Consider the following 5,872-nt stretch of genomic DNA (forward strand, 5'->3'; position numbering starts at 1 on the left):
ACGGCTAGCTACATATGGTGTCGTTGATCTTCAAGCTGATTTGATCAACAACGCCAAGGCAAACTGCTTATTAAACCAAGTAAGAGCAACGTACTGTCATTTTTGAGTAACTTACGTGAACTCATCAAAAAGCACGCAACAATTCCAGTGAACGATCTGATTAAAATACTGAATCCAAAACTGAGAGGTTGGGCGAATTATTATCGTCATTGCGTGGCAAAGCGAACTTTCGACTATGTAAGTCATCAACTTTTCTGGTTGTTATGGCGTTGGGCGGTAAGGCGTCATCCGACGAAAAACAAAGATTGGGTGCGTAGAAAATATTACTTGAACCGACGAGGTGAATGGCAATTCCATGGTTGGCAAAAGATCGCGAATATGGATTGTCATTTTAATCTGGTTCAGATAGCCAAAACGCCAATTAAAAGGCATGTAAAAATTATGAGCAAGGCAACGCCTTATGATCCTTTTTACGAACCTTTCCTTAAAGAACGAAAGGCAAAGAAATTGGGACGAAACTCATGGTTCGAACCTGCTTTAGCTGCATTGTGATTGCTGGGTAACGTAATACGCCTTAGCGGAGGCTTGAGCTGTATGCAGTGAAAGTTGCACGTACAGTTCTTAGAGGGGCGGCACTTGGTAACAAGTGTCGTCTACTCGACATTTCCTTCCAACTACAATCGTGATGACCAAATTAAAAAGGAGGTCATCATGGTAGTTTTCAACAAAACGAAACGAAGTGGCGTCAAAAAGCCTTTTCGGCTTGAGGAAATTTGGCGGATCAGAACCAGATTAGAAATTGAAAATAATTTGATGCAGCTTGCGTTGCTCAACTTAGCTATTGATAGCAAACTTAGAGCAAGTGATTTGCTCGTTCTCAGAGTTTGCGATGTATCTTCGCAAGATAGGATATTTAACCGCGTTAAGCATATCCAGCGCAAAACAGATATTGAAGTTCAATTTGAGATAACGACAAGAACTCAACAGAGTCTAATGAAATGGATTTTGATGGCTTCGCTACATGCAGCAATTTTATTTTCCCAAGCCAAAGGCGAAAGCAACAACCGATTAGCTATTCGTACTATAGATACTTAGTGAGGAGATGGGCTTCTAATCTGGGGTTGGATCCTAACTTGTATGGCACTCACTCGATGAGGCGAACAAAAGCGACGTTAGTCTACGCAAAAACGAAAAATATCCGAGCGGTGCAGCTACTACTTGGTCATACCAAGGTAGATAATACAATCCGCTATCTCGGGGTTGAATTAGAAGATGCATTGTTGCTTTCAGAAGGTACTGAGTGTTAATCGAAAAGGAACCTAAATACTTAGGTGTTTCAATTGCTATTACGCTGAAAGTTGTTACCCATTCACCACTACACTTGATTATTTTCAATACGTTAAGTGCAAATACTACTAATCTGTCCAAGGTTTAGAGGACCTTGAACAGATTAGGTATACACAAGCTTAAATTAAACGTTGGAACGCGCGGTTTTCTTCTTTGATTTATAGGCTTTCATTGAAATTTTTAGAGCAAGCTGTTTTTGTTTAATTGAAATGAGTTGTCTAGTTACGACCTTATGGTGTAACTCTGTGATAAAGTTTTTTTCCCAAGGCGTAAGGCGGTCAAACCTCAATAAAATAGTGTCATTGAGTACATTGAACAACTCGTATTGGCTTTTATCCATTCGACTGCTAAGCATTCAATTAGAGCACTTAGCTAGAGAAATGACGTTAAGGCTTTCTACTTTCTCATTTTTTCCTAAGGTTATGATTCGATAAGAGATCCCACTCTCTAATAGTGGTCTTATTTCGATGTTGTCACAAAAACTAACGGCGACTTTTTTTACTAAGCTGTCCATATTCAAAGTTTTCTTTTTTACGAAAACAAGAGTGACACTATTGCCCTCTGACTGAGCATTTACGAGTGTGATTGAGCCTAACTCTTGTGGCAGTTGGCTTGAGATAACCGTCGCTCTATAATCGGCAAGCCCATTAGATTTTATTGGGCTTATCTGACAACCGTTAAGCATGACACTGACGAAGAAAATTACTGTTGTTCGTAGCATTATGCGCTCCTTCTTCCTTTTTTCTCCCTTTAGGTGCCTTAAAATATTTATGGATATAACGTGAAGACATAGAAGATAAGAGCGCACTGTAATCTAAACTGAATGTAACTTTTTCCCCTACAAATAGTGGTTTCTGTGAGGATTCAAGGACAAGGTGATCACTGGTTGAAGACATGATCTTAATCCCATTCGGAGCCTTAAGCCCACTGACACAAACATCTTGGCGGCCTAATGCTACAATAGCTTGTGAGACCTCCCCTCTATCTTGAAGGCTTGCTTTTTCTCCAAAAGCATTTAACCCCCGACTTCCCCAAGGCAAAGTCGGTTTAATCTTGGACTCAATCACTTCAGCGGTCAAAGAAATCGCATCCGTATGTAAGCCTTTGATATTTTCGTGCTCTAAAGGCTCACAGCCTAAAAAAATGGCTTCTCCTATACGAAGGTGATTGACTCGAGTTAAGCCTGTTCTCTGAAGAGCCCAGTTAACTGAAGCTGAATTACCCCCTGAAATAATTTCTAGATTGATCCCAAATGTAGCTTCAATTCCATCGGCAAGATCAGAAAGAATATTCATATTTTGATCATCTGGAGCGACACCATACCGACAGGCTAAATTCGTACCAATTCCTTTTATCGTTATGTTTGGTAAAGAAATAATCTCTCGGATAAAATCAATCACGCGATTTGGCATCACACCTTCTCTGAGATCGCCAAGCTCAACCATAATAATGATACCGTGACAGCAATTTTGTTGTTCCGCTGCATGTGAAAGCCTCTGAATCACTTCAACTTCAGAGTTTAAACTCAGATCACTGTATTTTATTACGCTCGCCACTTGACTGAGCATGGGTGTACGTATCAGCATTTTAGGGGTAGCAATGCCAGATTCAGTCATCTTTTGAAGATTTTCGATTCTTGAATCGGCTAACATTGTTGCGCCAGCATCAATAAGAACTTGTGCGATGATAGGGTGGCCGAGGAAGGCTTTTGTTACAGGCGTAACGGATATATTTTTCAGTGAGAGCTGAGAAACCAGGAACTGAGCGTTATGATGAACTTTTCCACAATCGATGTCTAACCTAGGGTAGTTCACCCTTTTTCGGCCAGTTTACTTGCTATTATAGGAAAGGCTGACGTTACGATGTGCAGTAGATGTTCAACAGGCTGTGACAAGACATCAGTAACCGGTAAACCAAATTCGGTAGTGTAAGTGTCTATCGCACAACGTGTTTCATCCAACGACATATCTTCATGATTCAGTGTTAGTCCAATAACATTGGTATTAGAAAACGTTTCGATAAGATTGATTTCTGAGGCAATCGAAGGCATTGGGCAATCAGGAAAATCACTACGATATAAACGTTTAGGGGCATGTTGCAGTATCACACCCGTTGGACAACTGCCACGTAAGATAAAAGCGCTGGTTGAAAACGCAGGGTGACTCAAGGCTCCTTGCCCTTCAATAATAATCAGATCTGGATTTTCTTTTTCATAGGCCTGTACAATAACAGATTCCAACTCACCGGCACAAAATTGTGAAGGAACAGCATCGAGTGCAACGCAGTATTGTGCGCCCTGCATAATGCCTGTTTGACCAGTGGCAATCAGAACGACGTTAAGGCCTTTTTTAGTCAGTTCATTCGCCAATATTGTTGCTGTTGTTCGTTTTCCTAGCGCGCAATCCGTCCCCATGACAGCAATTCTCGGGCATTTAACGTTGTGTATTTTCCCGCTAAACGTTTTCAGTTCGCCTTTATTTTTGGGTTTGCGAGTATCGAATATTCGAACGTTATTCTTTAAGCTGGCTTCTAAAAATAGAGGATCATCGGTTAGGAATTCATGTAAGCCATTTACGATGTTCATTCCTAGTGACATGGCATTTAAAATGATGCTTTTATCTAAGTCAGATAAAAAGCCACTTGATGGCGCAATGCCAAAAATGAAGTAATCAGGAATGCTTTCTGCGTGAATGATAGCTTCTTCAGCATTAGCAAGGATAGGTATTCCATTGGCTTTGTTATCAAGAACTTCACCAGCATCTAAGCCAGCAGACTCACTATCAATAACTGATAGAATACGATAGCTTAACGAATGTCTCACTAATCCATTAGCGGTTTTACCATCAATTTTACCAAAATTACCTTCGCAATATATAATCGCAGAAGGGATGACTGGTTTTACTTTCTGAGCAAGTGGTAACCAAGGTGCGAAATGGGGTACGTCGTTGTTGATTTCTACATTTTCAATTCTAGTGAGTTTGAAGATGTTTCTTAACTTTTGAGTTGAAATGGACATAATTAAAGCCTGCGGTGAGGCTTAGGAGGGCAACTAAGGAGTGCCGAGATGCGAGTTCGGAAAAGAAAAGAAGTCCCCACTAAGCGGTAGGGATAACAACCAAGGTAACACACTCACCAGACTTTTGTTGGTTATTATTAATACGCTTTCTAAGTCTATCACTTTCAGGCTTCACCCATACTAACGTGACTGATTAGAGATCTAAGACTCATTGTTCAACGTCGCCGTATCAACCTCTCAGCTTTAAGGTTTCAAGATACTTTTTCTAATATCAGTTAAGTGAATTAGAGTTTTGAGTTTAACGCGTTTTTGTCCAAATCCCATTTAGACGCCCAATAATTAAAAAAGGGATTGGTATTTCTACCAATCCCCTCCAAACTCTCTTTCTACTTACAAGCTCTCAATTGCCTTTTGAACCGCAGGGCCAATCTGGCGCTTACGCGAAGTGACACCTTCCAAAGTCAGCATGTCACTTGTTGGTTCAGCGTTGAAAGCCGATTTGATGACTTGATAGTCGCTTTCATCCACCCACAATAAGTTCGCTTCTTTGTTCTTGGTATCTGTGATTGAAAAGAACAGATGGTCTAGCCCGTTCTCTTTTTTGTAAGTCTTCATTGCTGCTAGAAGATCGTCTTTACGGTCAATCAGTTGTTGAGCCATTAGTGTTTCAGCAACACCGATACCCACCTGTTTGCCACCGTACTTAAAGTTTTTGTAATCCAGCGTCAGAATGGTTTCAGATGAAAGGTGGCTAAGATCTGACTTAGCAACCAACATCTGTTGACCGAAGTCTTCGATATCTGAAATGCCTGCAACCTTCGCCAGCTTCTCTGCGTATTCACGATCATGATCTGTTGTAATTGTTGATTGGAATACCACTGTGTCAGAAAGAATCGCACCCAAGCCAACACAAGCGAGGTGTTTAGGTAATGTCACATCGAGCTTTTCAGCATTGTCAGCCAGTATAGTTGCAGCTGAACCCCAACCTCGGATATCCATCTCGACAATCTGCGGGGTGTTAATTGGAGAGCCACCAATCGCATGATGATCGACCACTGCCACAATGGATGCTTGATCAATAGTTGGTGCTAATTGAGTCACTTGGTTGAAGTCAACCAGCCCCACTCGGTATGAAGAGTAATCTGTCTCTACACGTGGAGATTCTGCATTACAGTAGTTCAAGATAAACGTCGATTCAGGATTAATCGGCTCAGGCACTGTCGCCGTACCACCATAAATATGAGCCGCGAGCATCGCAGACATTACCGTGTCGCTGTCTGGGCTTAGGTGCCCTGTCCATACGAGATCTTCACTGTTTTCATTGGCAGATTGTTGCAAGCTAAAAGCAAAACTTGCTGAACTGAAAGACATAATTACGGCTGCAACGACAGGGGTTAGCTTCACGGGTATTTCCTTATTTAAATGCGATATAGAAGCCCATAAGCTAAACACCAAACATAGACAGAACCTTAAGCACTAAGCTCAGCGTAAATTCCGTCTAACGTAATG

General features: G+C 41.3%; 5 protein-coding genes and 2 pseudogenes. 2 read left to right on the forward strand and 5 right to left on the reverse strand.

Annotated features, from left to right (window positions below; genetic code table 11):
* Window positions 1–54 precede the first annotated feature (54 nt).
* Window positions 55–552, forward strand: a pseudogene (locus ACED46_RS21075) (group II intron maturase-specific domain-containing protein); the annotation flags it as partial.
* A 159-nt stretch (window positions 553–711) separates the two neighbouring features.
* A pseudogene (locus ACED46_RS21080) lies at window positions 712–1,307 on the forward strand (tyrosine-type recombinase/integrase).
* 164 nt (window positions 1,308–1,471) lie between these two features.
* On the opposite strand, the gene ACED46_RS21085 reads toward ACED46_RS21080, so the two are convergent.
* The 5 genes from ACED46_RS21085 to ACED46_RS21105 all read right to left on the reverse strand — a co-directional run bounded on the left by ACED46_RS21085 (window position 1,472) and on the right by ACED46_RS21105 (window position 5,767).
* Window positions 1,472–1,702 (reverse strand): hypothetical protein, encoded by a 231-nt coding sequence (locus ACED46_RS21085; RefSeq protein WP_017068011.1) that lies wholly within the window; start codon window positions 1,700–1,702, stop codon window positions 1,472–1,474.
* Window positions 1,703–2,068 (reverse strand): type II secretion system pilot lipoprotein GspS-beta, encoded by a 366-nt coding sequence (gspS2, locus tag ACED46_RS21090; protein WP_108161988.1) that lies wholly within the window; start codon window positions 2,066–2,068, stop codon window positions 1,703–1,705.
* The gene (locus ACED46_RS21095; protein ID WP_371722373.1) at window positions 2,025–3,161 is read right to left on the reverse strand and encodes an alanine/ornithine racemase family PLP-dependent enzyme; all 1,137 of its coding nucleotides are present in this window, start codon (window positions 3,159–3,161) and stop codon (window positions 2,025–2,027) included. The genes gspS2 and ACED46_RS21095 overlap by 44 nt, the downstream gene beginning before the upstream one ends.
* Window positions 3,158–4,363: a DUF1611 domain-containing protein gene (locus ACED46_RS21100; protein WP_017077925.1), complete on the reverse strand. Its 1,206-nt coding sequence runs from the start codon at window positions 4,361–4,363 to the stop codon at window positions 3,158–3,160. The genes ACED46_RS21095 and ACED46_RS21100 overlap by 4 nt, the downstream gene beginning before the upstream one ends.
* Window positions 4,364–4,753: 390 nt before the next feature.
* Window positions 4,754–5,767: a manganese-dependent inorganic pyrophosphatase gene (locus tag ACED46_RS21105; RefSeq protein WP_371722374.1), complete on the reverse strand. Its 1,014-nt coding sequence runs from the start codon at window positions 5,765–5,767 to the stop codon at window positions 4,754–4,756.
* Between the last annotated feature and the right edge of the window lie 105 nt (window positions 5,768–5,872).

The sequence above is a fragment of the Vibrio sp. 1S139 genome, assembly GCF_041439475.1.
Taxonomy (GTDB): domain Bacteria; phylum Pseudomonadota; class Gammaproteobacteria; order Enterobacterales; family Vibrionaceae; genus Vibrio; species Vibrio crassostreae_C.

What these genes read in the sequence shown, in the direction of transcription:
- ACED46_RS21085 (WP_017068011.1), bottom strand. Translation starts at nt 1,702, where the DNA reads ATGCTTAGCAGTCGAATGGATAAAAGCCAATACGAGTTGTTCAATGTA.
- ACED46_RS21100 (WP_017077925.1), bottom strand. Translation starts at nt 4,363, where the DNA reads ATGTCCATTTCAACTCAAAAGTTAAGAAACATCTTCAAACTCACTAGA.
- gspS2 (WP_108161988.1), bottom strand. Translation starts at nt 2,068, where the DNA reads ATGCTACGAACAACAGTAATTTTCTTCGTCAGTGTCATGCTTAACGGT.